Genomic DNA, 24210 nt, shown 5'->3' on the forward strand with positions numbered 1-24210 from the left:
CGATATTGCGATAGCGCTCGATGGGGGTTTTGCGGGGCACGTGAACCTCCTTAGGTTCGGATCGTAAGCGGGCCGGCGGGGCCGGCCCGGGCTGGACTAGCGAGACTTAAAGCATAGCGCTTGCGCGAGGCTGGCGGTGCTGCCGGTCGTGGGCGGCGGCATCGCGCTGGCCGGGGGGATCGGCGCGGGCGTCGTCGGCGTGCGCTGGGGCGCGGTCGGCTTCAGCCAGCCTGACGGTGCAACGGGTTCCACATGAGGACGCGGGGGCGGGGTGCTGCGCGGCTTCGGCCGCGTCTGCGGGTCGGGTTTCCACAGCGTCGGGCGCGAATACCGGCCGTTCTGGCGCGGCGCCATCGAGTTGACGGTATGTGCGGTGCTCGGCTGGACGACGTCGTCGTCGCGATGCAGCGCGCTGCGCGGCAGGTCGGCGATGCTGCGCGCATCGTCGTCGCTGCCGTCGCGCGACAGCTTGACGCCGAACGACGTGTCGACCCACGCGGCGAACTGCCGCCAGCCGATGCCGGTCAGCCAGGGCAGCCCGGCGAAGAACAGCACGACCATCGCGACCGGCGTGCCGATCGGGCCGAGCACGTGGGCGAAGCCTGCCGAGAATGCGTGGCCGAGCGCGTCCGTGTCGGGGCCCGACAGCGGGCTCGTCAGCGTGCAGCTCGCCACGAATACCGCAGCGAAGCCGAGCCACAGACGGATCGAGCCGCGGCCGGCGAGCCCGACGCCGCCAGGCAGCATCGCCTGCACGAGACGCCAGAAGAGAAGGAGGAACCAGACGGCGGAGATGCCGAACCAGCCGAAGACAACCGTGTGCATGCTTTGAAACAGGAGTGGGGAGGGGCGCGCGGGGCGCGACCCGCCGAGTTTAACCGGCCGGCGAACAAGACTCTAACGCGGCGTGCATCCGATTCACGCCGCGCGACGCGGGTGCGCGGCACACGCGCGTGGCGCGCCACGCGAAGGCGGTCGGTCGGCCTTCGCGCGCGCCGTGCATCAGGGGCTCCGGTGCGTGAAGGTCAGCGTTGCGCCGGAAGCGGTCACGATCTGCAATTGCTGCGGCTCGCGCATCTGCACGCCGGCTTTGTCGACGTGGGCGAGCGCGTCGAGGTAAGCGGCTTCGAGCTGGCCGCCGAGCGTATTCGGGCAGGCCATCCGCGTGCCGGCGAGCGGCCCGAAGCTCAACAGGCCGTTCTTGATCGCGTAGGTACCCATGTAGCGATTGCAGCCCGAGAACCCGCTGGCGCGCCGGATGCCCGAGTCGCTCGACAGCGCGAGCTTGATCGGCTCGCCGTTGTCGCCGTGCGGGATCGCGCGCTGCGTGCCGTCGGCATTCAGCCAGCTGGTGAGCTCCCAGCTCGTGTCGTCTAGCAGCTGGACGGCGGCCGGGTTGTACGGGTCGGGTGCGGGGGCGGCGGAATCGGGGTGGGTCGGCATCGCGCAGGCGGCGAGAAGCGTGGCAAGCGTCAACGCGCAGAGCGGCGCGCGCAACGGGCGAAGCAGGCCGGTGCGTGCGCGTGCGGCCGCGGACAGGTGGGACATGAGCCTCGTTCCTCATCGGATTCTGATCAAGGCGTAAGAGTAACGCACCCGCCCTGCGGCAGGCGAGCCGACACTTCGCGCGTGAAAACGTTCGCAGCCCGCTCGCGAGCGGCCCGCGGCCGGTTGCCGGCCCGTCGAAACGCGCCAAACCGGTGTCGTGGCGCGTGTTAACATCGGAGCCGTTTTCGTCCTCCACCAGAAGCGGGTAATCACATGCAGATCGGTCAGCGGCTCGGTACGCCGCTCTCACCCTCGGCCACGCGCGTCATGCTGCTCGGCGCCGGCGAACTCGGCAAGGAAGTCATCATTGCGTTGCAGCGGCTCGGCGTCGAAGTCGTCGCGGTCGACCGCTATCCGGACGCGCCGGGCCATCAGGTCGCGCATCGCGCGCACGTGATCGACATGACGGACGCCGCCGCGCTGCGGGCGATCGTCGAGGCCGAACGCCCGCACCTGATCGTGCCCGAGATCGAGGCGATCGCCACCGACGCACTCGCGGCGATCGAGGCGGCCGGTCTCGCCGAAGTGATCCCGACCGCGCGCGCGACGCAGCTCACGATGAACCGCGAAGGGATTCGCCGGCTTGCGGCCGAGGAGCTCGGCCTGCCGACGTCGCCGTATGCGTTCGCGGATTCGTTCGAAGCGTTCAGCGCGGCGATCGCGAAGATCGGCATGCCGTGCGTCGTGAAGCCGGTGATGTCGTCGTCGGGCAAGGGGCAGTCGGTCGTGAAGACGGAAGCCGACGTGAAGCCGGCGTGGGACTACGCGATGGCGGGCGGCCGCGTGAATCACGGCCGCGTGATCGTCGAGGGCTTTGTCGACTTCGACTACGAGATCACGCAGCTCACCGTGCGCGCGATCGATCCGGCGACGAACGCCACGCGCACCTACTTCTGCGAGCCGGTCGGCCACGTGCAGGTCGCGGGCGACTACGTCGAATCGTGGCAGCCGCAGCCGATGAGCGCGGTGGCGCTCGAGAAGTCGCGCGAGATCGCGCACAAGGTCACCGAGGCGCTCGGCGGGCGCGGGATGTTCGGCGTCGAGCTGTTCGTGCGCGGCGACGATGTGTGGTTCTCCGAGGTGAGCCCGCGGCCGCACGATACGGGCCTCGTCACGCTCGCATCGCAGCGCCAGTCGGAATTCGAGTTGCACGCGCGTGCAATTCTCGGGCTGCCGGTCGATCCGGCACTCGGCACGCCGGCCGCATCGGCCGTGATCTACGGCGGGCTCGACGAGCGCGGGATCGCGTTCGAAGGCGTGCGCGATGCGCTGGCGGTGCCGGGTGCCGACCTGCGCCTGTTCGGCAAACCGGAAAGTTTTGCGAAGCGGCGCATGGGCGTCGCGCTGGCGACCGGCGGGACCGTCGACGAAGCCCGCGAACGCGCGAAGCGTGCCGCGGCGGCCGTCCGGCCCGTGTCGGCGCGCTGACGTAACCAGGAGAGGACGATGACGCCGAAGTGGTTGCGTATCGGAAAGCTGGCCGCCGCGCTGGCGCTTGCCGCGAGTCTCGCGGGTTGCGGCCTCGCGGCCGCACCGTGCCGGGTGGCCTCGGCCGGGCTCAAGATCGTGCCGCTCGTCGGCCACGTCGCGGCCGCGCCGACCGACGCGTGTGCCGACGTCATCGATCCCTGATCGCGATACCCGACGCGATCGCCAACCGATCGCCAACAATAATCGCGCGCCCCGCGAGGGCGCGTTTCCACCCGTCTCGTGAGAGGACCTGCATGATTCGCCAAACCCTCGCCGTGCTCGCGCTTGCCGGCACCGCCGTTTCCGTCGCGCATGCCGCACAGCTGACCGTCGAAGAGATCGACGCCGATTCGCGCCAGCAGGCCGTCTACCAGTGTGCGAACCAGAAGCAGCCGGTGCGCGTGTCGTACTGGCTCGCGGGCAACGGCCAGAGCTTCGCGCTCGTGCCGGTCAACGGGAAGCAGATGCTGTTCGTCGACACCGTGTCGGCGTCGGGCGCGCGCTACCAGGCCGGCCGCTACACGTGGTGGACGAAGGGCAAGGAAGCGACGCTGCGCGACGAGATCGCCGACCAGAATTCGCCGCCGCTGCTGGGCGATTGCGTACAGGTCGAGAAGAAAAAGAAGAAGGGCTGAGCGCCTGGGCGAACGCGGATCGTGCGCTGCCGGTGCCTGCCGGCGGCCGGCTCCGGTGCGTGACGGCCCGGCAAGCGGGCTGGCAAGCGGGCTGGCAGGGGGCGGCCGGGCAAGACGATCCGGGATCGGACCCCTGAAATTGCCCACCGGCCGATCGGGATAGTCCGATCGGGCCATCCGTCGACCACGAGGGCCTGCCCGGGCCCATTGCGCGAACCGCCATTGCGGCTGTTCGCGGCGTTGTCACGGACAGATGGCCGCGCAGTGCTACAATACGCCCCTTTCCGCCGGCATTCGCGCCGAACGGAGTCCGCACGGCCTGGCGTCCAGCGTTCGTATTGAACCGGTCCCATGCGCCAGAGCGGCGCCGCGCGGCGCGCCGCGGCTCCGTCTATTTCCGAATTGTGATGAGCGCAGGCCCGGCTGGCCTGACGCACGATGTCCCCGCCGCGCCTTTTGAGCGAAACGCCACCATGTCCGATTCTGTCGCCAAGCCCGTCGACGCAACCTTCGATCAATTCGGCCTTGCCGCCGATATCCTGAAAGCCATTGCGGAGCAGGGCTATACGACGCCGACGCCGATCCAGGCGCAGGCCATTCCGGTCGTGCTCGCCGGCCGCGACGTCATGGGCGCCGCGCAAACGGGTACCGGCAAGACCGCGAGCTTCTCGCTGCCGATCATCCAGCGGCTGCTGCCGCAGGCCAATACGAGCGCGTCACCGGCGCGCCACCCGGTGCGTGCGCTGATCCTCACGCCGACCCGCGAACTCGCCGACCAGGTCGCCGCGAACGTGCACGCGTATGCGAAGCACACGCCGCTGCGCAGCGCGGTCGTGTTCGGCGGCGTCGACATGAACCCGCAGATGGCCGAACTGCGCCGCGGCGTCGAGATCCTGATCGCGACGCCGGGCCGCCTGCTCGACCACGTGCAGCAGAAGACGGCGAACCTCGGCCAGGTGCAGATCCTGGTGCTCGACGAAGCCGACCGGATGCTCGACATGGGCTTCCTGCCCGACCTCCAGCGCATCCTGAACCTGCTGCCGAAGGAGCGCCAGACGCTGCTGTTCTCGGCCACCTTCTCGGGCGAAATCAAGAAGCTCGCGTCGACCTACCTGCGCAACCCGCAGACGATCGAGGTCGCGCGCAGCAACTCGACGAACGCGAACGTCACGCAGATCGTCTACGACGTTGCCGAAGGCGACAAGCAGGCGGCCGTCGTGCAACTGCTGCGCGATCGCGCACTCAAGCAGGTGATCGTGTTCTGCAACAGCAAGATCGGCGCGAGCCGGCTCGCGCGTAACCTTGAGCGCGACGGCGTGGTCGCGTCGGCGATCCACGGCGACAAGACGCAGATCGAGCGAATGCAGGCACTCGACGCGTTCAAGCGCGGCGAGATCGAAGCGCTGGTCGCGACCGACGTGGCCGCGCGCGGCCTCGACATCGCCGAGCTGCCGGCCGTGATCAACTTCGACCTGCCGTTCAGCGCGGAAGACTACGTGCACCGGATCGGCCGTACGGGCCGTGCGGGTGCGACGGGCGACGCGCTGTCGCTGTGCAGCCCGAACGAGCGCAAGCAGCTCGCCGATATCGAGAAGCTGATCAAGCGTCCGCTCGAAATGCAGACGCTCGCGCTCGACAAGCCTGCGCGCCACCGTCACGACGAGCGCGGCAACGACCGCGGCGGCGATCGCAACAGCGAGCGCGGTGGTGAGCGGGGCGGCGAACGAGGCGGTGAACGCGGCGGCCGTCGCGAACGCGAAGAGCATCGTGGTGCATCGGGTCGCCGGCCGGGCGGTTCCGAGCGCGGCCATCACCGTCGCCACGAAGCGCCGGTCGACGATTTCTTCCTGAAGCCGTACGAGCCGTCGGCGCCGGCGAAGCAGCAGGAAGACGCGCAGCCTGCGCAGCAGCCCGAGAAGAAGGGGCCGAAGCGTCAGGTCGCCGCGCTGCTCGGCGGGTTCGGGATGCCGCGCAAGCCGTCGGCGTAAGCCCGGCGGATGTGACGGTGCGGCGCGCGAGCGCTGCGGGAGAAGCGGGTGCATGCGATGAGCATGTGCCCGTTTTTCATTGGAGCCGTGGTTCGATGGGGACGTGTGGGGCGCTGGCGGGGAGCGATGCAGTCGGCACCCGGCCGACGCCCGATCGCCGCGAAACCGGCTCGCTGCCGCGCGTTTAGCGGGCTTGCGGCCCGAAGCGCGTCGCCCACGCGGCCGTTGCGGCCGCGTAGAACGCGTCGAGCGTCGTGCCTGCGAGCGCGCCGCCGGGCGCGAGGCCCAGGTGCGCGGCTGCGGCTTGCAGCGCCGGCAGCGGATCGTCGCGTTCGAGCGCGGTCGCGCCTGTCTGCTTGCTGAGCTTTTCGCCGTTCGCATCGACGACGACGGGCACATGCAGGTATCGCGGTGTCGGCACGCCGAGGCAGTGCTGCAGGTGGATCTGGCGCGCGGTCGAGTCGAGCAGGTCGGCGCCGCGCACGACGTGCGTGATGTGCGCATCGGCATCGTCGACGACGACCGCGAGCTGATAGGCCCATTGCCCGTCCGCGCGCTTCAGCACGAAATCGCCGACTTCGGTCGCGAGGTTCTGCGATTGCGTGTGCTGCCAGCGATCGTCGAACGTGACGATCGCATCGTCGCCGTCCGGCACGCGCAGCCGCCACGCGCGCGCGGGCTTGCCGTGCAGGCCGCTGCGGCAGGTGCCCGGGTAGGCGAGCGTCGTGTGGCGCTCGTGCGCGGCGCGCAGCGAATCGGCGATTTCCTTGCGCGTGCAGCCGCACGGATAAACGAGCCCGGCCGCGACGAGGCGTTCGAGTGCGGCCGTATAGGCGCCATCGCGTGTGCTTTGCCAGACGGGTGGTTCGTCGGGCGTCATGCCGAAATGCGCGAGCGTCGCGAGGATGTCGTCGGCCGCGCCGGGTACCGTGCGCGGGCCGTCGAGATCCTCGATGCGCACGAGCCATGCGCCGCCGTGCGCGCGCGCGTCGAGCCAGCTCGCGAGCGCGCCGACCAGCGAGCCGAAGTGCAGCGGGCCGGTGGGCGACGGCGCGAAGCGGCCGCGATAGGCAGTCATCGGGGCGCGGGGCAACGCGCGCTTACGCGGCGCTCGCTGCCGGTGCGCAGGCCGGGCACGACTTGCCGGGCACGTAGCTCGGCGACTGTTGCGCTTCCGGCGTGACGACCGCGCGGCACGCGAAGCACGTGACGTTCTCGGTGGGCTGGAGTTGAGGGTTCAGCGCGGTGCGGTAGTCGAACACGAAGCAGTCGCCGTGATAGTGCGCGCCGCCGACTTCCTCGAAGTATTTCAGGATCCCGCCTTCGAGCTGGTACACGTTCTCGATGCCGATTTCCTTCATGTGGATCGCGGCTTTCTCGCAGCGGATGCCGCCCGTGCAGAACGACACGACCGTCTTGCCTTCGAGGTCGGCGCGGTTCGCGTCGATGACTTCCGGGAATTCGCTGAACTTGTCGATCCGGTAGTCGAGCGCGTCGTCGAACGTGCCGACGTCGACTTCGAACGCGTTGCGCGTGTCGAGCATCACGACCGGGCGGCCCGTGTCGTCGTGGCCGCGGTCGAGCCACGTCTTCAGCGTGTGCGCGTCGACGAACGGCGCGCGGCCGAGTTCCGGCTTGATCGCCGGCTTCTTCATCGTGATGATCTCGCGCTTCAGGCGCACGAGCATGCGGCGGAACGGCTGCGAGTCGGACAGGCTTTCCTTGAACTGCAGCGACGCGAACTTGCCTTCGAACAGCGGATCGTGGCGGAGATACGCGATGAACGCGTCGGCGGCTTCGCGCGTGCCGGCGATGAACAGGTTGATGCCTTCCGGCGCGAGCAGGATCGTGCCGCGCAGGCCGAGTTCGTTGCAGCGGGCGGTGACGAGCGGGCGCCATTGCTCGTTCGCGTCGAGCGACACGAAGTGGTAGGCGGCGAGGTTGACGATGGTCATGATGGTCCGACGGGAAAACGGCCGCACGGCGGCCCGCAAAAAAGGGTGCGAAGCCGGGGCGCTGATTCGAAAAACCGTATTATCCCGCAAACCGCGCTCAGGCCGGCATCCGGCCGTTTGGCCAGCCGCGCGGCGTGTGGTCGCGCACATCGGCCGAACGGCCGGCGCGGGGATTTTTTGGGCAGCCCGCGTGGCGGGGCGGCTACAATAGCGCCCATGTCAGATCCCCGCTTCGTCCATCTTCGCGTTCACTCCGAATTCTCGATTGCCGACGGCATCGTGCGCATTGACGACATCGTCAAGGCGGCGGCCGCAGACGGTCAGGGCGCGCTCGCGCTCACCGATCTCGGCAACGCATTCGGCCTCGTCCGTTTTTACAAGGAAGCCCGCGGCAAGGGCATCAAGCCGATCGTCGGCTGCGACGTCTGGATCACCAATCCGGACGACCGCGACAAGCCGTCGCGGCTGCTGCTGCTCGTCAGGGACAAGGTCGGCTACCTGAATCTCTGCGAGCTGCTGTCGAAGGCGTGGCTCACGAACCAGTACCGCGGCCGTGCGGAACTCGACGCGAGCTGGCTCGACGGCGAGCTCGCGCAGGGGCTGCTCGCGCTGTCGGGCGCGCAACAGGGCGATATCGGGCTCGCGCTTGCCGCGGGCAACGAAGAAGCCGCGCGCCGTCACGCCGAGCGCTGGGCGAAGGTGTTCCCGGGCGGTTTCTACATCGAACTGCAGCGTTACGGCCAGCCGGGCGCCGAGGCGTACATCCAGCAGGCCGCAACGCTCGCCGCGGCGCTGCAGCTGCCGGTCGTCGCGACGCACCCGACGCAGTTCATGACCGACGACGATTTCACCGCGCACGAGGCGCGCGTGTGTATTTCGGAAGGCGACATCCTCGCGAACCCGCGGCGCCAGAAGCGTTTCACGACCGACCAGTATTTCCGCACGCAGGACGAGATGGCCGCGATGTTCGCCGACCTGCCGTCGGCGATCGCGAACACGGTCGAAGTCGCGAAACGCTGCAACCTGAAGCTCGAGCTCGGCAAGCCGAAACTGCCGCTGTTCCCGACGCCGGACGGCATGTCGCTTGACGACTACCTGGTCCAGCTGTCGAAGGAAGGGCTCGAGACCCGCCTCGCGCAGCTGTATCCGGCCGAAGCCGAGCGCGACGCGCAGCGCGACACGTACTACAAGCGCCTCGAATTCGAGTGCGGGACCATCACGAAGATGGGCTTCCCGGGCTACTTCCTGATCGTTGCGGACTTCATCAACTGGGCGAAGAACAACGGCGTGCCGGTCGGCCCGGGCCGTGGCTCGGGCGCCGGTTCGCTGGTCGCGTACGCGCTCGGCATTACCGACCTCGACCCGCTGCGCTACAACCTGCTGTTCGAGCGATTCCTGAATCCGGAACGCGTGTCGATGCCCGACTTCGACATCGACTTCTGCCAGCACGGCCGCGACCGTGTGATCCAGTACGTGAAGGAGAAGTACGGCGCGGACGCCGTGTCGCAGATCGCCACCTTCGGCACGATGGCCGCGAAGGCGGCCGTGCGCGACATCGGCCGTGTGCTCGACGCCGGCTACATGTTCACCGACGGCATTGCGAAGCTGATCCCGTTCAAGCCGGGCAAGCACGTGACGATCGCCGACGCGATGAAGGAAGAGCCGCAACTGCAGGAGCGCTACGACCATGAGGACGAAGTGCACCAGCTGCTCGACCTCGCCCAGCGCGTCGAAGGCCTCACGCGTAACGTCGGGATGCACGCGGGCGGCGTGCTGATCGCGCCCGGCAAGCTGACCGATTTCTGCCCGCTGTACACGCAGGGCGACGACGGCGGCGTGGTCAGCCAGTACGACAAGGACGACGTCGAAGCCGTCGGCCTCGTGAAGTTCGACTTTCTGGGTCTCACGACGCTGACGATCCTCGACTGGGCCGAGCGCTACATCCGCCGCCTCGATCCGTCGAAGGCCGACTGGTCGCTCGCGCAGGTGCCGCTCGACGATCCCGCCTCGTTCCAGATCCTGAAGAAGGCCAACACGGTCGCGGTGTTCCAGCTGGAAAGCCGCGGGATGCAGGGCATGCTGAAGGATGCGCAGCCCGACCGCTTCGAGGACATCATCGCGCTCGTGTCGTTGTATCGTCCGGGCCCGATGGACCTGATCCCGAGCTTCTGCGCACGGAAGCACGGCCGCGAGAAGGTCGAGTATCCCGATCCGCGCGTCGAACCCGTCCTGAAAGAGACCTACGGCATCATGGTCTATCAGGAGCAGGTGATGCAGATGGCGCAGATCATCGGCGGCTACTCGCTCGGCGGCGCGGACTTGCTGCGCCGTGCGATGGGCAAGAAGAAGGCCGAGGAGATGGCCGAGCACCGCGAGATCTTCGCGGCGGGTGCGGCGAAGAACGGCCTTACGCGCGAGAAGTCCGACGAAATTTTCGACTTGATGGAGAAGTTCGCGGGCTACGGCTTCAACAAGTCGCACGCGGCGGCCTATGCGCTGCTCGCGTACTTCACCGCGTGGCTGAAGGCGCACCATCCGGCCGAATTCATGGCGGCCAACATGACGCTCGCGATGGACGACACCGACAAGGTGAAGATCCTGTTCGACGATTGCGTCGTGAACAACCTCGCCGTGCTGCCGCCCGACATCAACCAGTCGCATTACCGCTTCGAGCCGGTCGCCGAAGCCGACGGCAAGCGCTCGCGGACGATCCGCTACGGCCTCGGCGCGGTGAAGGGCAGCGGTCAGAACGCGATCGAGGAAATCCTGCGCGCCCGCGAGGAAAAGGCGTTCACCGACCTGTTCGATTTCTGCGAGCGGATCGACCGGCGCGTCGTCAACCGCCGCACGGTCGAGGCGCTGATCCGCGCCGGCGCATTCGATTCGCTGAATACGAACCGTGCGCAGCTGATCGCGTCGGTGCCGCTGGCGATGGAAGCGGCCGACCAGGCCGAGGCGAACGCGATGCAGGCCGGCCTGTTCGACATGGGGGCCGAGTCGCCGCACGCGCATGCGCTCGTCGACGAGCCCGCATGGGACGACAAGCGCCGCCTGCAGGAAGAGAAGGGCGCGCTCGGCTTCTACCTGTCCGGCCACCTGTTCGACGCGTATCGCGACGAGGTGCGCCGCTTCGTCCGGCAGAAGGTCGGCGACCTGAAGGAAGGGCGCGACAAGATCGTGGCCGGCATCATCGCGTCGCTGCGCACGCAGATGACCCAGCGCGGCAAGATGCTGATCGCGCTGCTCGACGACGGTTCGGGCCAGTGCGAGATCACGATCTTCAACGAGCAGTTCGAGGCGAACAAGGCGCTGTTCAAGGAAGACGAGTTGCTGATCGTGCAGGGGCAGGCGCGCAACGATGCGTTTACCGGCGGCATCCGCTTCACGGCCGATACGGTGATGGATCTCGAGCGGGCACGCAGCCGCTATGCGCAGGCCGTGCGGCTGACGATGAACGGCAACGCCGACGCAGTCGCGCTGCGCCGCGTGCTCGAGCCGCACGTATCGAAGGACGACCCGGCCGCCGCGCCCGCGGTTGAAGCGCCTGCGCCGCGCGGCGGCGGGCGCGATGGCGGTCGCCGCCCGCAGGCGCCGCTGCCGAACGGGCTCGCGGTGCAGGTCCACTACAGCAACGCGCGGGCGCAGGGCGAAATGCGTCTCGGCGACGCGTGGCGCGTGAAGCCGAGCGACGTGCTGCTCGCGGAACTGCGCGCGGCGTTCGACGGCAGCTCGGCCGAAATTGTCTACTGAATGTTACCCGGTTCGAATTCCTTGAGGGCATCTTGAGCGTCAAGCCTACTCTTAGCAAACCCCTGGGCGGCGAAGACGCGTCGTCGCCCGTGGTCGTCGCACGCCGTTTGTGGCCTTACCTGAAGCCGCTCCTGTGGGTGATGGTGGCCGGCGTCCTCGCGATGGCCGTCGTCGCGGCAACCGAAGCCGGGATCCCGGCGCTGCTCAAGCCGCTGCTCGATCGCGGCTTCGGCACCAAGGGCGACGTGAGCGCGAAGCTCTACGTGCCGATCGCGGTCGTCGGTCTCGCACTCGTGCGGGCCGCCGCGCAGTACGCGTCCAACTACCTGCTGCAATACGTGTCGAACCGGATCCTGCTCGACCTGCGGATCCAGATGTTCGACCGGATGATCCACACCGGCGTGTCGTTTTTCCAGCGCGAGACCGCGAGCACGGTGATCAACGCGGTCGTCTTCGAGGTCAACCAGGTCCTGAACGTCCTGCTGGGCGTGCTGATCACGCTCGTGCGCGATTCGTTGACGGTGCTCTTTCTGCTCGGCTACCTGTTCTACCTGAACTGGCGGCTCACGCTGATCGTTGCCGTGCTGCTGCCGTGCATCGGCTGGCTCGTCGGCAAGATCAACCGGCGCCTGCGCCGGCTGAACCGCGAGCACCAGATGCTGACGAACCAGCTCGCGTACATCGTCGAGGAAACCGTGGGCGGCTACAAGGTCGTCAAGATCCACAACGGCGAGCAGTACGAAATCGGCCGCTTCAACGAGCTGAGCCGGCGCCTGCGCGGCTATTCGATGCGGATGATCGTGTCGGGCGGGCTCGCGCAGCCGCTCACGCAGTTTCTTGCGTCGATCGCACTGGCGGTCGTGCTGACGATCGCGGTCGTGCAGTCGTCGAACGACCAGACGACGGTCGGCGGTTTCGTCGCGTTCGTCACCGCGATGCTGCTGATCATTTCGCCGCTCAAGCACCTGATGGACGTGAACCAGCCGCTGCAGCGCGGGATGACGGCGGCCGAGCTGATCTTCGGCCTGATCGACGAGCCGCGCGAACCCGAAGGCGGCGGCAAGCCGCTCGAGAAGGCGACGGGCCGGATCCGGTTCCGCGACGTGTCGTTCGCGTACGGCGCGGGTAGCGGCAAGCCGACGCTCGATCGCGTGTCGTTCGACGTCGCGCCCGGCGAGATGATCGCGCTCGCGGGCCCGTCGGGCAGCGGCAAGACGACGCTCGTCAACCTGTTGCCGCGCTTCTTCGATCCGACCTCCGGCGAGATCCTCGTCGACGGCGTTGCGTTGCCCGAGTACCAGCTGCGCGACTTGCGCGGCCAGATCGCGATGGTGAGCCAGGATGTCGTGCTGTTCAACGACACGATCGCGAGCAACGTCGCGTACGGGCAGACGCCCGACCGCGAGCGGGTGATCGCGGCGCTGCGCGCGGCGAACCTGCTCAGCACGGTCGAGGCGATGCCCGACGGGCTCGACACGCTCGTCGGCGACAACGGCATGCGCCTGTCCGGTGGCCAGCGCCAGCGCCTCGCGATCGCCCGCGCGATCTACAAGGATGCGCCGATCCTGATTCTCGACGAAGCGACGTCGGCGCTCGATTCCGAATCCGAGCGCCATGTGCAGGCGGCGCTCGAGACGCTGATGAAGGGCCGTACGACGCTGGTGATCGCGCACCGGCTGTCGACGATCGAGCGCGCCGACCGGATTCTCGTGATGGACGGCGGCCGCATCGTCGAGAGCGGCAACCACGCGGAGCTGCTCGAATCCGGCGGCCTGTATGCACACCTGCACCGGATCCAGTTCCAGCAGGAGGCCGGGTGAGCGTCGCGCCGGTTCGTATCGCGGGAGTGCCGCGATGAAGATCGGCCTGTCGGCCAATGCGTTGAAACACGGCGGCGGCCTCGAGCGCTACGCGATCGATATCGCACGCGGGATGGTGGAGGCGGGGGTGACGCCGGCGTTCTTCGCGCGGTCGATCGATGCGTCGATTCCCGAGGCGCGGCTCGTCGAGCCGCATCGGATCGATGTGTCGTTCCTGCCCGGCAAGCTGCGCGACGAATGGTTTTCGTGGCGGCTGCGCAGTGCGCGGCGCGCCGCGAACGTCGACGTCCTGATCGGCTGCAACCGGGTCGTTGGCGCCGAGATCGCGATTTGCGGCGGCACGCATCGCGGCTTCCTGCGCGCGATTGGCCGGGCGCCGGGCTATTTCGACCGGCGCCAGATCGCGCTCGAGAGTCGGCAGTATGCGGCCGCGCGCTACGTCGTCGCCCATTCGCAGATGATGCGCGACGAGTTGCGCACGCTGTACGGCGTCGACGATGCGAAGATCCGCATGCTGTATCCGCCGGTCGACGCGCAGCGCTTCACACCGATCGGCGACAGCGACCGGGCGGCGTTGCGGCGCCGCTTCGGGTTCGAAGAGCGCGACGTCGTCCTGCTGTTTCCGTCGAGCAGCCACGTGCGCAAGGGCCTGCCGCTGATCGAGGCCGCGCTGAAGGGCACGGACGCGTCGATCGTCGTCGCGGTGGCCGGCCGGCCACCCGAGCGGACCTCGGCGCAACTGCGCTACATCGGCTACGTGAAGGACATCGAGGACGGCTACCGGGCAGCGGATTACACGATCCTTGCATCGAAATACGAGCCGTTCGGGCTGGTCGGCATCGAGTCGGTCATGTGCGGCACGCCGGTGATCCTGCCACCGACACTGGGTTGCCACGATGTGATCGCGGAGCATGCGAAGCTCACGTTCGCGGCGGACGATGTCGATGCGCTGCGCGCGGTGCTGGCGACGGCGGCGAGCGGGGCGCAAGCCGTCGACCGGGCGGCCGTCGCACACGACGCGGTGGGCTACGACCCGGGCGTGCGCCATCATGTCGAGCAGTTGCTCGCGCTGGCTCGCACGGCCCGCGGGAGTACGTCGGCGTAGCGGCATCCCGGCCACGCAATGGCCCGCCTGTCGGCTGGCTTTCAATTCGGAAGTGCGAGGGGGCGATGGTATACTCTGGCGGCCTGTTTACCGGCTGGTGGCCGGTGTTTGGCGGCCCGGCTCGCGATTTCCGCTCCGGTGCGCCGAACGGGTTGCCCGGCGGTGCGATTTGCCCCGCGCAAGTACTTACTCAATCCACAATGATCATGACGATTCGTGTGACGAATTGGCCGTTCGTCTGGCCGATGCTCACTGCGAGTCCTGCCATCGAGACGCCCGCCGTAAACCGATGAGCCGTTTTCCCGGACGTATCCACATCTTCGCGCGGGCTCTGCCGAGATTGCTGTTCAAGCCGCTGCGGCGCAGGCCCTTGCAGCCAGCGAGCATTTTCGTCGCGCATCACCTGCTGCTCGGCGATACGCTGTTGCTGACACCGTTGCTGGCGAAGTTGCGCGAGCAGCATCCGGCCGCGCGCATCGTGCTCGCATGCCCGAAGGCGATTGCGCCGCTGTACACCGGCGGACCGTTTGGCGTGCAGGCACTGGCCTTCGATCCGCGCGATCCCGTGTCGGTGCGCCGGCTGCTGGCGTCGGGGCCTTACGATCTCGGCATCGTTGCAGCGGACAACCGCCACAGCTGGCTCGCGCTCGGCGCGGGGTGCCGCTGGATCGTCGCGCATGGCGGCGACTCCCCGGCCTGGAAGAACTGGCCGGTCGACGAGTGCCGCCCCTATCCCGACGAGCCCGCCGCGTGGGGGGATCTGACCGCCGACCTGATCGACGGTCCGTCGCCACGCGCGTACCGGCCGGGTGACTGGCCGGCGCCGGCCGCGAGCACCGAGCTGCCGGCGGTGCTTCGGGAGCGGCCGTACGTGGTGCTGCATCCGGGCGCCAGCACGCTGGTCAAGCGCTGGCCGGTCGAACGCTGGCGCGCGCTGGCGGCCGACATCGAGGCGGCCGGCCATCGGGTGGTGTGGAGTGGCGGCAAGAGCGAAGCCGAACTGATCGACGCGATCGGGCCGCACGCCGGGCAGCCGAACTTTGCCGGGAAACTCGGCCTCGCGGATCTCTGGCACCTGTATGCGGCCGCACGCGCGGTCGTTTGCCCCGATACGGGCGTCGCGCATCTCGCGCGGCTGATCGGCGTGCCGACCGTCGCGCTGTTCGGGCCCGGCAGCGCGGTTGTCCACGGCGCCGGGCGCTATTGGCGCGACGTTCCGTTTATCGCCGTGACGATTGCGGACATGCCTTGCCGCAATCAACCCTATATTTTCCGGCGCCACGTTCAGTGGATCCGGCGATGTGACCGCGACGCCACGACGTGCGTCGCGTGGCATGACGGCAGCGCGGCCTGCATGAGCGGGCTGTCGGTGGACGCGGTGCGCGATGCGCTGCAACAAGTTCTGGTGCAAGTTCGATGACTGTTATTACGGCGCGTATCGAGCGTCTTTTGTGGATTGGCTGCCCCGTCCTGATGTTCGCGGTCATGTTCGGACACCTGGCGGCGTTCGTGAACAGCAGCATGGTGCTGGTGGGTATCGCGCTGGTCGCGGCCGCCTGCGCGCGCGGCCGGCCGGCATTGTTCCGGTGGCCATTGTTCGTCCCGATCGTCGCCTGGGCGGCGTGGAGTTTTGCCGCCGTGCGCTGGTCGATGTTTCCGGACGTCAGCAGGCACGCGTGGTTCGACGAAGTCGTGTATCCGCTGCTGTCGTTCTGGGGCTTCTGGCTGTTCGGCACGCGGGTCGAACGCGCGGAACGCGTCACGCTGGCCGTGTGGCTCGCGTGCGTGCTGCTCGCCGCGATCAGCATGATCTACTGGGGCAAACTGCAGCCGCCGACCCCCCTGACCATCCCGATGCGCTTTTATGCGCGAGTCGGCCATACGAGTACGCTCGCCGCGTTTGCGATGGCGCTGTTCTGTGCGTTCTTCGTGTCGAAACGTGGCTGGCGCTGGGCCGGCGTGACGGGCATCGTGCTGTGCGTGATGGTCGGGCTCGCCACCCTCAACCGTTTTTTCTGGCCGGCCGCCGCTGTCACGTTGCTGATCGGTCTGTTCCCGCTGTACCGGCATCATCTGCTGCTGGCGGTGCTGGCCGTGGTCGTCGTCGGTGTCGGCGCCGTCGGCACGCTCGAAATCAGCGCACGGCTGCGTTATCACGACGCACCGCCGCCGCTGGCCGCATCGCGCGACATCTCGATCGCCGGCGTGCAGCTCTATGTGCCACCCGGCATGACCGGGGTCGGCGACACGTTGTCGTCGGACACGCGGCCGAAGCTGTGGAAGTTCTACGAAGAGCAGGGCGGACGCCATGAATGGCGCGGTATCGGTTTCGGTAAACCGGTGCCGGGCATGGCTTACCGCAGCGAGATGCCGCCGGAGTTGCTGGCACTCGAACCGCAGGCGCTCACGCACGCACACAATCTTTTCCTGAACACGTGGCTGCAGGCAGGGCGCATCGGCCTGGCGCTGCAGGTGCTGTTGCTGGCGACGCTCGTCGTCGCATTCTGGCGCTTGAGGCACGTTGAACCGTCGATCGCGGCGGGCGGCATCGCGCTCGTCGCCGGCATGGTCACGAAGAACCTGGTGGACGATTTCATGTGGCAGACGACGATCCTCGCATTCTGGGCATTCGCCGGGCTGATGCTCGGGTATGGTGAGCGACGCGCCGGTGTGCGTCGGGCGCAGCCGGGGAGCGGCTCATGAGCGCCGTGCAGAGCCGCGCGCAAGCGTCGACGCCAAGCGCGGACGGCAAGCCGGTGCGGTTGCTGTTCCATATCGACGACTTCGGGCGGGGCGGTACCGAAACCGCGCTGGTTTCATGGCTGAACGCGCTGGACCGTCGCCAGTTCGCGCCCGCGTTGTCGGTTGCCTTTCCGACCGACGATCTCAATGCGCTGCGACGCAGCGGAGCGATTCCCGCCGACGTGCCGGTTCACGTGCTGGCGCACGCGCGCTGGTCGCATGTCCTGCATCAGGTCGAGCGCCGCCGCCGGTTGCGCTTCGGCGAGAAGCTGGTGCACAAGCTGATGACGCACGCGGCGATCCGCTCGCTCGTCGCGCGTCGCTTCCTGCGGTTGGCGGCCGACTTCGACGTCGTCTGCGATTTCGATTTCTCGCTGCGGCGGATCGCCGGTCGCGGCGCCGCGCCCTGGTTCGGCGTGAGCCATTACAGCTTCGTCGCGCGCTTCGGCAACAAGAGCGAAGCGTACATGGCGCGGCGCACGCGGCAGTATTCGCGCTACGCGGCGATCGCGATGCTCACGCCCGAGATGCGACGCGAGGCGGAGATTATGTTCGCGGGGTCGGGTGTGCGGATCGCCGATCTGCCGAACGTGATCGATGTAAACGCGATCCGTCGCCGCGCCGATGCCGAATTCGAGCGGCCGGCCGGCCGGTTCGTCGTGTCGGTTGCCCGGCTCGACGAAGGACAGAAGGATCACAGGACCCTGCTGCACGCGTATGCGAAATGGCGCTCGCGCAGCGCGGACGTCCCGGCGCTCGTGCTGCTCGGCGACGGCCCGGATCGCTCGACGCTCGAACAGCTCGCGGCGGAACTGGGGATTCGCGATGCAGTCTCCTTCGCCGGCTATTGCGCGAATCCGTTTCCGTTCATTCGCGCGGCCGAGGCGCTCGTGCTGAGCAGCCGCTACGAGGGTGCGCCGATGGTGCTCGGCGAGGCGATGGCGCTCGGTACGCCGGTTCTTGCGGCCGACTGCCCGACGGGGCCGCGCGACATGCTGGACAAGGGCAACGCGGGCCTGCTCGTGCCGGTTGGCGACATCGACGCGATGTCGGCCGCGCTCGCGCGGATCGTCACCGATGCATCGTTGCGCGCGTTGCTTGCGACCGGCGCAGCGGCGAAGATCGCGACGCTCGACGCGGCGGCCGCGAACCGGCGCATTGCCGCGCTGGTCGATGGCCTGCTCAAGGCCTGACGGCCGCGTGCCCGATGGTTTACCGTCGGCGATTTCGCTAAAATGACCCGTTCCGATTCGTCGATACCCGCCGTGACCGTTCCCCTCAGGCTCGATACGCCGCCACGCAGCATTCTCGTTTCCTGTACGCGCCGGATCGGCGACGTATTGCTGGCCACGCCGCTCGTCCGCTCGCTGAAACGCCGTTGGCCCGATGCGCAGATCGACATGATCGTGTTCAAGGGAACCGAGGGCGTGCTCGAGCACAACCCCGACATCCGTCGCGTGATCGTCGTCGCGCAGCGCGCGAAGCCGCGCGAGCGCCTTGCCGACGCGCTGCGTGTCTGGCGTCGCTACGATCTCGCCTGTGCGGCGATCGGCTCCGACCGGGCGCGCTTCTATGCGTGGTTCGGCGGCCGCCGGCGCGTCGGGCTCGTCGATCCCGCACGCGTGACGAAGCTGATCCGCTTCATGCTCGACGGCATCGCACTCGATCGCCACGGCGACGTGCATACCGTGACGAGCAGTCTTGCGATCGCCGAGGCGCTCGGCGTGACGCCCTGTGCGGAGGTCGTCGCACCGGGTATCGGCGCCGATCCCGCGCGCGTGGCCCGGTTCGACGCGATGCTGCACGCCCCGGGCGGCTTGTCCGGCGAGCGGCCGTTCATCGTGCTGCATCCGTCGCCGATGTTCCGCTACAAGCAATGGCATGAGGACGGCTGGGTCGACCTGATCCGCTGGGCACGCGGGCGCGGCTTCGACGTCGCGCTGACCGGCGGCCCGGCGCCTGCGGAGGCAGACTATGCGCGCCGCATCGTCGACGCGGCGCAGGAGCCGGTCGCCAACTTCGTCGGACGCCTGACGTTCGGCGAAACGGCGGAACTGATTCGCCGCGCGCGCCTGTTCGTCGGGCCCGATACCGGCGCAACCCACGTCGCCGCGGCATGCGGCACGCCGACCCTCGCGCTGTTCGGACCTTCCAATCCCGTGCGCTGGGGCCCGTGGCCCGCGAACTGGCCGGCGCACGACGAACCGTGGCCGCTGCGCGGGTCCGGTCAGCGCGGCAACGTGTACCTGATGCAGGGCGAGGGCGACTGCGTGCCGTGCAAGCTCGAAGGGTGCGACCGCCACCTGGAAAGCTGGAGCCGCTGCCTGACGGAGCTCTCGTCGCAGCGTGCGATCGAGGTTGCTGCGGCGCTCGTCGATGGCCGGCCGGCCGTCGAGGCGCCGCGCACGTCGGTCATCGACACATCGTCGCTGACGCGCGACCGCTGAAGGATCGCGAGGCGTCCGGCTTCAGCGGCCGGACGGCGGCGTACTGTCGTGCGCCAGCTTCAGGAAGCGGTAGTAGACCGTTTCCGCGTTGAATACCGCGATCATGAATCCCGCCCGGCCGTCGAGGAACCCGCGCCGCAGCAAGTAGGTGCGGACGAATGCCCACAAGCCCCGCCGGATGGCCTTGCCGATGCCGGCGCGTTCGCCGGCCGCGCGCCGCTGGCGTGCGCCGGCGCTCGAGTACGCGTCGAGCTTTCGCAATACCGATTCGATGTCGTCGTACGAATAGTGGAGCAGCTTGCCGTCGAGTCGTGCGGCAGGGCCGTCGTACACGAGGCGCTCGTGCACGAGGTCGTCGGAGAAGCGCGCCGCGCTGCGCCGGAACAGGCGCGGAATCCAGTCCGGGTACCAGCCGCTATGGTGCACCCAGCGCCCGCAGAAGGCCGACAGCCGGTCGATGGCATAGATGTCGGCCTGCGGCGCGCGCAGCGCCGCGCGGATCGATGCGGCCAGTTCGTCCGACACGACTTCGTCGGTGTCGATCGACAGCACCCAGTCGGTCGACAGTGCCGCGAGTGCGCGATTCTTCTGCGGGCCGAAGCCCGGCCAGTCGGCGGCGACGATCACCCGAGCGCCGTGCGCGCGGGCGATCTCGACGGTGTCGTCGGTGCTGCCGCCGTCGACGACGACGATGTCGTCCGCGAAGGCGAGTGCGTCGAGGCACTGAGCGAGCCGGCGGGCCGCGTTGTGGGCGATGATGGCGACGCCGAGCGTAGGTTCAGCCATGAAAAATCGTACGGATCGAAGGTGAGCGAGAGTATACCCGCTGCCTCGTGCGTGAAGCCGCGCGACTGGCAGGTCTGGCGAGGTGTGCTAGCCTTGTACGGCCGCGGCGTCATCCCGGCGCCGACGGTTCGACGGGAGGTGGATGATGGTAACAAAGCACCCGATTCTTGCCGTTTTGTTCGTGGCCGCCGCATTGGCGGCGCCGACGTTAGCCAGTGCACAACAGGACGACCAGGGGCGCGATCATGGCAATGGCCATGCGTACGGTCATGACAAGCACGACATGCGCAAAGGGCCCGGCCGCGTTGAAGACGTACCGCCGCGCTGGGCCGACCAGCCGCGCCGCGAGTGGCACAAGGGCGACCGGCTGCCCCCCGAATTCCGTGATCGCCAGTACGTGATCGACGACTGGCGCGGCTATCACCTGAGCCAGCCGCCGCGCGGCTATCAATGGGTCGGCGTCGGCGGCGATCACCTGCTGGTGCAGATCGGCTCCGGCATCGTGCTGCGGATCGGCGACTGATCCTGCCGATCGCCCGGTACGTATCGCGATGCCGCGATGCGCGCCGGGCAGCCGCGTTACTTTGCCGCTGCGCGGCGAAACCAGCGGCGCTCGATCTGCGCCATCATCCAGCACACGCCCAGCGCGCACACGGTGCCGAGCGTCACTTCGCCGAGCCGCATCAGCGGAATGTCCCACAGCGGGCCGTTGCCCGGAAACAGCAGCACGATCGTCGCGGTCACGCCGCCGAGCCGTGCCGCGCTGCCCACGTTCAGACACCAGCAGCAGACGATCACGACCGCGACGGTGATCGCATACGCGACCAGGCGGTCGCCGCCGAGCGCCGCGCCGGCGAAGCCGAGCACGCCGCCGACCATCGCGCCGATGAACTGGTCGCGCGACAGCGACATCGTGTCCGAGTAGTTGTGCTGCGTTACGGCGATCGCGGTGATCGCCGCCCACACGGCCTGCTCGGTGTGCAGCGCGCGGCCGATCACATACGCGAGGCACGCGCCGCACACGGCCTGCAGCGCCATCAGCCCGCCTTGCGCGAGCCGCTCGCTGAATGACAGCCCCTTGAACAGATCGAAGATCGACTGCTGGATCTGCTGGCGGGCTTCGTTGAGTGTCCTGATCGTATCCATCATGCGTTGGCCAAGAAGCGGGTAACGGTGGCGCGCGGGCCTCAGTGCGCCTGTTCGGGCGAGGCGGCGGCCGGTTCGTCGGCGGCCGTGTCGCCGTTGTCGACGCGTGTTTCCGGCATCACGAGCCAGACCAGCAATACCGCGAGCGCGCCCGCGGCGGCAAGCCCGAAGAAGCTGACCGCGTTGCCGAAGTGATCGGCGACGTAGCCGGCCGCGGCCGTGCTGAGCGTCGCGCCGATCCCGGCCGCGAGCCCGAACAGCCCGATGCACAGGTTATAGCGGCCCTTGCCGCCCGCGACGTCGGCCGCGATCAACGGCAGCATCACGCCGAACACCGCCGCGCTGATGCCGTCGAGCATCTGCACGGGCACCAGCAGGTACGGGCTGCTCACGCCGGCGAACAGCAGCGCGCGCACCGGCAGCGCCGAGAAGCCGAGCAGCAGGATCGGCCGGCGGCCCCAGCGTTGCGCGGAGCGGCCGACCCACGGCGACAGCATCGCGACGATCGCCTGCGGCACGATGATGCACGCGGCGATCACGAGCTGCACGTTCTCGCCCATCCCGGCCGTGACTTCGCCGGCCGCGAGGTTCAGCATCGCCGCGTTCGACAGGTGGAACAGCACCACGCACGCCGCGAAGATCAGCATCCGGCGGTCGCGCAGCAGTTCGAGCAGCGTTTCGCGTTCGCCGGCTTCGTCGTGGTTGTCGTGCTCGTCGGGCTTCGACGACTGCGGAATCACCTCGTGCGTCGGCTGGATCATCGCGAGCGCGAACAGCGCGGGCAGCGCCAGCACGGCGGTCAGCCAGAACACCGCGCGCGCGGAGAAGTATTCGCCGGTGAGCCCCATCAGGCCCGCCGCGACTGCGCTGCCGATCGACGCCCAGCGTGCGTTGCGGCCGAGCCGGTCGCCCAGGTCGGCGCGGCCGACGAGCGAGAACGAGATCGCGGCCATCGCCGGCACGAGCATGCAGCTCGCGAAACCGTGGAACACCTCGGCGGCGATCACCGGCACGATCGTCGGGCTCGACGCGAGCAGCACCGCCGACAGGATGATGGCCGCGATGGCCCACGCGGCCGCGCCTTTCTTGTTCTTCAGCGCATCGACGGCCGCGCCGCCGGGCACCTGGCTGACCATCGCGCTGATCGTGCCGATCGACAGCACCATGCCGATCTCGCCCTGCGTCCACTTGTGCGACGCGAGGTAGGACGCGATGAACGGACCGAACCCTGTTTGAACGTTTGCAACGAAGAAGTTGAGCCAGTCGAGGGACCGGAGACTGCGTACGCTGACGGAATGCTTGATCGTCATCGGGTCGCACTCGCAGACGAAGCCGGCATCGGTGCCGGGGTAACGGGCGGGTAGACCGCGACGATCGGCTTGTCGGCCGCGTAGGGCGGCGATGCCTTGATCTGTGCGTCGTTCAGGTCGAGCTGCGGGCGCAGCGCCTTGTCGCGCGTGACGAAGCGCAGCGCGCCCCAGCTCGCGGCGATCGAACGGCGGTCGGTATTGACGAGACCGCCGAGGTCGAGCACGACCGCCTGCGGCTGCGCGGCGCGGTCGATCAGCACGTCGACGACGCGGCCGATCTTCGTGCCGTTCGGGCGCTCGACGTCGCTGTCGAGCAGCGCGAGTCTCGTTGCGGGCGAGGCCGCAGCCGAACCCGACAGCGGCACGGCCTTGGGCCGTGCGGCCGGCGGCAGGTCGCCCGACGGCACGTCGAGCACGATCGGCTCCTGTTTGCCGCCCGGCGTGAAGCGGAACACGTTCCACGGGAAGATGACCTTGCGGTCGCCGACGCCCATGAAGCCCTGCAGGTTGACGATCATCTCGCGCGGCTTGCCGCTCGCGTCGGTCACCATGTCGACCGCGCGGCCGATCACTTTGCCGTTGCGTCGCGCGACTTCGCTGTCGAGCAGCGCATGGATCTGGGTGCGGTCGAGCGGGCGCGTCGCGACGATCGGCGCGGGCGGAGGCGGCGGCGGTGTCGGCGATTCGGGCCGCTGCACGGGCTTCGGCCGCGTGACTTCGTGGTGCGGCTTCTTCGGCGCTTCCGGTTCCTCCGGGCGCGTCGGGGCCGGCACGGGCGGCATCGTCAGCGGTTCGCCGGCGGTTTCCTCGACGGGCTCGACGAGCGCCTCGCTGATCGGCGCCGGCGGATTCTGGACCGGCAGCAGCCCGCAGCCGGACAGCAGCACGGCGGCGGCGAGAATCAGGAAGACCGTCGAGGACGGAAACGACTTGCGGGATGCGGGAAACGGAAGTCCGCCGCTCATTGACACTCACTCCATGGGTCGGGGGCGGCCCGAGGGCACGCGGCTGGCGATGGATGGCGGGTGCGGGCGGCGCACCACGCGAGGTGAGATTTTAACGTGTCTTGCTTTCAGGACCGATTTCGATGGCTTGCTGGAGGCGAACTGTCGGGAAAAGGTAGGGATCGCGGGGTGGGGGAAGCGGGCAGATGCGGGTCGAGGTTGAGGCTTCCGCAGAGGCAGAGGCAGAGGCAGAGGCAGAGGCAGAGGCAGAGGCAGAGGCAGAGGCAGAGGCAGAGGCAGAGGCAGAGGCAGAGGCAGAGGCAGAGGCAGAGGCAGAGGCAGAGGCAGAGGCACGGCGCCCGATCGTCGTCGACGATGCGGGCGCCGTGCCTGCCGGCCGCTTACTTGACCAGCGCGCCGAGCGTCGTCGTCACCGGCGCGAGCACGCCGCCGCCCGTCTTCGAGAGCGCGCCTTGCCAAAACCCGATTTCAAAGCCATTCAGGCCTGAAAACGGGCGCATTGTAACTCCATTTATAGGACGCCAATAATCCTGATTCGATGGG

The 24210-nt window shown here is 68.4% G+C and carries 20 protein-coding genes and 1 pseudogene; 13 read left to right on the forward strand and 8 right to left on the reverse strand.

Annotated features, from left to right (window positions below; translation table 11 throughout):
* Window positions 1–117: 117 nt before the first annotated feature.
* Together G3N61_RS29410 and G3N61_RS29415 are read right to left on the reverse strand one after the other, a co-directional pair.
* Window positions 118–825, reverse strand: a pseudogene (locus G3N61_RS29410) (DNA translocase FtsK); the annotation flags it as partial.
* Between the two features lie 177 nt (window positions 826–1002).
* Window positions 1003–1548, reverse strand: coding sequence for an META domain-containing protein (locus G3N61_RS29415; protein WP_089450990.1), 546 nt, complete (start codon window positions 1546–1548; stop codon window positions 1003–1005).
* Between the two features lie 213 nt (window positions 1549–1761).
* On the opposite strand from G3N61_RS29415, the gene purT reads away from it, so the two are divergent.
* The 4 genes from purT (at window position 1762) to G3N61_RS29435 (ending at window position 5641) form a co-directional block, all read left to right on the forward strand.
* Window positions 1762–2976, forward strand: coding sequence for a formate-dependent phosphoribosylglycinamide formyltransferase (purT, locus tag G3N61_RS29420; protein WP_089450989.1), 1215 nt, complete (start codon window positions 1762–1764; stop codon window positions 2974–2976).
* A gap of 18 nt (window positions 2977–2994) precedes the next feature.
* Window positions 2995–3180 carry a DUF6726 family protein gene (locus tag G3N61_RS29425; RefSeq protein WP_043189004.1) on the forward strand — a complete coding sequence of 62 codons (186 nt, stop codon included), beginning with the start codon at window positions 2995–2997 and terminating at the stop codon, window positions 3178–3180.
* Window positions 3181–3272: 92 nt separating this feature from the next.
* Window positions 3273–3653, forward strand: a complete 381-nt coding sequence (locus G3N61_RS29430; RefSeq protein WP_089450988.1) for an MliC family protein — start codon at window positions 3273–3275, stop codon at window positions 3651–3653.
* A 407-nt stretch (window positions 3654–4060) separates the two neighbouring features.
* Entirely contained in the window at window positions 4061–5641 is a 1581-nt protein-coding gene (locus G3N61_RS29435) for a DEAD/DEAH box helicase (RefSeq protein ID WP_089450987.1), read from the forward strand.
* 184 nt (window positions 5642–5825) lie between these two features.
* Here the strand turns inward: G3N61_RS29435 and gluQRS are convergent, their stop codons facing one another.
* Window positions 5826–6719 carry a tRNA glutamyl-Q(34) synthetase GluQRS gene (gene gluQRS / locus G3N61_RS29440; RefSeq protein WP_205824191.1) on the reverse strand — a complete coding sequence of 298 codons (894 nt, stop codon included), beginning with the start codon at window positions 6717–6719 and terminating at the stop codon, window positions 5826–5828.
* Window positions 6720–6741: 22 nt separating this feature from the next.
* Window positions 6742–7596 (reverse strand): sulfurtransferase, encoded by an 855-nt coding sequence (locus G3N61_RS29445; protein ID WP_089450985.1) that lies wholly within the window; start codon window positions 7594–7596, stop codon window positions 6742–6744.
* 216 nt (window positions 7597–7812) lie between these two features.
* Between G3N61_RS29445 and dnaE the strand changes: the two genes are divergently transcribed.
* From dnaE to G3N61_RS29480, 7 genes are all read left to right on the forward strand, one after another.
* Window positions 7813–11346 carry a DNA polymerase III subunit alpha gene (gene dnaE / locus G3N61_RS29450; RefSeq protein ID WP_205824192.1) on the forward strand — a complete coding sequence of 1178 codons (3534 nt, stop codon included), beginning with the start codon at window positions 7813–7815 and terminating at the stop codon, window positions 11344–11346.
* A gap of 32 nt (window positions 11347–11378) precedes the next feature.
* Entirely contained in the window at window positions 11379–13166 is a 1788-nt protein-coding gene (gene msbA, locus G3N61_RS29455; protein WP_205824193.1) for a lipid A export permease/ATP-binding protein MsbA, read from the forward strand.
* Window positions 13167–13200: 34 nt separating this feature from the next.
* Complete coding sequence (locus G3N61_RS29460) at window positions 13201–14271, forward strand: glycosyltransferase family 4 protein (protein WP_205824194.1); 1071 nt, start codon at window positions 13201–13203, stop codon at window positions 14269–14271.
* 289 nt (window positions 14272–14560) lie between these two features.
* A complete protein-coding gene (locus G3N61_RS29465) occupies window positions 14561–15691 on the forward strand; it encodes a glycosyltransferase family 9 protein (protein WP_089450982.1) in 1131 nt (376 codons plus the stop codon).
* Window positions 15688–16974, forward strand: coding sequence for an O-antigen ligase family protein (locus tag G3N61_RS29470; RefSeq protein WP_241017964.1), 1287 nt, complete (start codon window positions 15688–15690; stop codon window positions 16972–16974). Before G3N61_RS29465 ends, G3N61_RS29470 begins: the two co-directional genes overlap by 4 nt.
* Window positions 16971–18206, forward strand: a complete 1236-nt coding sequence (locus tag G3N61_RS29475; protein WP_205824195.1) for a glycosyltransferase — start codon at window positions 16971–16973, stop codon at window positions 18204–18206. The genes G3N61_RS29470 and G3N61_RS29475 overlap by 4 nt, the downstream gene beginning before the upstream one ends.
* 42 nt (window positions 18207–18248) lie before the next feature.
* Window positions 18249–19460 carry a glycosyltransferase family 9 protein gene (locus G3N61_RS29480; RefSeq protein WP_089450979.1) on the forward strand — a complete coding sequence of 404 codons (1212 nt, stop codon included), beginning with the start codon at window positions 18249–18251 and terminating at the stop codon, window positions 19458–19460.
* A 21-nt stretch (window positions 19461–19481) separates the two neighbouring features.
* Here G3N61_RS29480 and G3N61_RS29485 read toward each other — a convergent pair whose 3' ends face one another.
* Entirely contained in the window at window positions 19482–20246 is a 765-nt protein-coding gene (locus tag G3N61_RS29485; RefSeq protein ID WP_205824196.1) for a glycosyltransferase family 2 protein, read from the reverse strand.
* A 142-nt stretch (window positions 20247–20388) separates the two neighbouring features.
* On the opposite strand from G3N61_RS29485, the gene G3N61_RS29490 reads away from it, so the two are divergent.
* Window positions 20389–20769 (forward strand): RcnB family protein, encoded by a 381-nt coding sequence (locus G3N61_RS29490; RefSeq protein ID WP_080741791.1) that lies wholly within the window; start codon window positions 20389–20391, stop codon window positions 20767–20769.
* 56 nt (window positions 20770–20825) lie between these two features.
* Here the strand turns inward: G3N61_RS29490 and G3N61_RS29495 are convergent, their stop codons facing one another.
* Genes G3N61_RS29495 through G3N61_RS29505 form a run of 3 tightly spaced genes read right to left on the reverse strand, consistent with a single transcriptional unit; the run spans window position 20826 to window position 23667 of the window.
* Window positions 20826–21392 (reverse strand): FUSC family protein, encoded by a 567-nt coding sequence (locus tag G3N61_RS29495; protein WP_043188968.1) that lies wholly within the window; start codon window positions 21390–21392, stop codon window positions 20826–20828.
* A 41-nt stretch (window positions 21393–21433) separates the two neighbouring features.
* The gene (locus tag G3N61_RS29500) at window positions 21434–22702 is read right to left on the reverse strand and encodes an MFS transporter (protein ID WP_205824197.1); all 1269 of its coding nucleotides are present in this window, start codon (window positions 22700–22702) and stop codon (window positions 21434–21436) included.
* A complete protein-coding gene (locus tag G3N61_RS29505; RefSeq protein ID WP_089450976.1) occupies window positions 22699–23667 on the reverse strand; it encodes a PRC-barrel domain-containing protein in 969 nt (322 codons plus the stop codon). Before G3N61_RS29505 ends, G3N61_RS29500 begins: the two co-directional genes overlap by 4 nt.
* 185 nt (window positions 23668–23852) lie before the next feature.
* Here G3N61_RS29505 and G3N61_RS29510 point away from each other — a divergent pair, with 185 nt between their 5' ends.
* Window positions 23853–24155, forward strand: a complete 303-nt coding sequence (locus tag G3N61_RS29510) for a hypothetical protein (protein WP_205824198.1) — start codon at window positions 23853–23855, stop codon at window positions 24153–24155.
* The last annotated feature ends 55 nt before the right edge of the window (window positions 24156–24210 follow it).

The sequence above is a fragment of the Burkholderia sp. Ac-20349 genome (assembly GCF_017104865.1).
Taxonomy (GTDB): domain Bacteria; phylum Pseudomonadota; class Gammaproteobacteria; order Burkholderiales; family Burkholderiaceae; genus Burkholderia; species Burkholderia aenigmatica.